Origin of the sequence: uncultured Hymenobacter sp. (assembly GCF_964242765.1) — a bacterium.
GTDB lineage: Bacteria > Bacteroidota > Bacteroidia > Cytophagales > Hymenobacteraceae > Hymenobacter.
Genome location: NZ_CAXTBM010000128.1, coordinates 1 through 782, shown reverse-complemented (window position 1 = coordinate 782; position 782 = coordinate 1). Strand labels below are relative to the sequence as shown.

The following is a 782-nucleotide window of genomic DNA, read 5'->3' as shown; positions in this document are numbered from 1 at the left end:
GTGGTGGAGAGCAAAGGAGAAAGCGGATAGCGGGGGCTTACTTTCCCGCTTTTGCGCACGAGGTTTATGCACATCGCTGGTGGACCTGTGTTCCTCGACCAAGTACGCGCTGCCGTAGGCGCGAGGCGTTGCTCTGCCGGGCCAATGGGTGGTCGGGGGACTCCGGTAGGCGTACCCCTGCATCATGCTTGGCGATGGAGGATTCTGAGGAGCAAGCCCAGGGCGACAGGAAGCCGCTGCCCCCATTTTTGTAAGTGCCTACCCTAGCTGTGGAGTAGGCGATGCTTCTGCGCTTTGTACTCGGCCATGGTCACAATCTCCTGCTCAGGCAGCTTCCCCCCAGAGCCAGTTACCTGATGAGGGGTGTGTTGGGAGAAGCGCGCCCCCACGTCTGGGGGGCGACTCGGCTGCACCATGTGCCGGAAGAGCCCCAGTAGCAGTCCCAGAAACAACAGCAATAACACGTAGAAATCGGTTTCCGCGAGGGTACCGGTTAAGAGATATGTAGCAAACATAAGGGTATATATAGAGGGTAAAGGCAGCAATTGGCTTCTACTTTCTGCGCGCTTTCTTTGGGAACGAGCTAACCCTATGGAGTCGCCTACCCGCGCGAGTCGTTGACTCGCGCGCTCAACTTAGCTTGCAGTTGACATCGCCGTCGGTCGGGCCAGTAAGGAACTCTTGACGGGAGCGGGCAGCCATCGGCACTCCATCACGGGGAGGATAGCCGGGCAGCCGCTGCCCGGATAGGGGTCGGCGACTAGGGCGCCAGCCAGGGCTTT

At 59.6% G+C, this 782-nt stretch carries 1 protein-coding gene; it reads right to left on the bottom strand.

The genetic code is table 11. From position 1 onward, the window contains the following. Window positions 1–263: 263 nt before the first annotated feature. Window positions 264–515 carry a hypothetical protein gene (locus ACFE7X_RS24840; RefSeq protein WP_375438368.1) on the bottom strand — a complete coding sequence of 84 codons (252 nt, stop codon included), beginning with the start codon at window positions 513–515 and terminating at the stop codon, window positions 264–266. Window positions 516–782 lie beyond the last annotated feature (267 nt).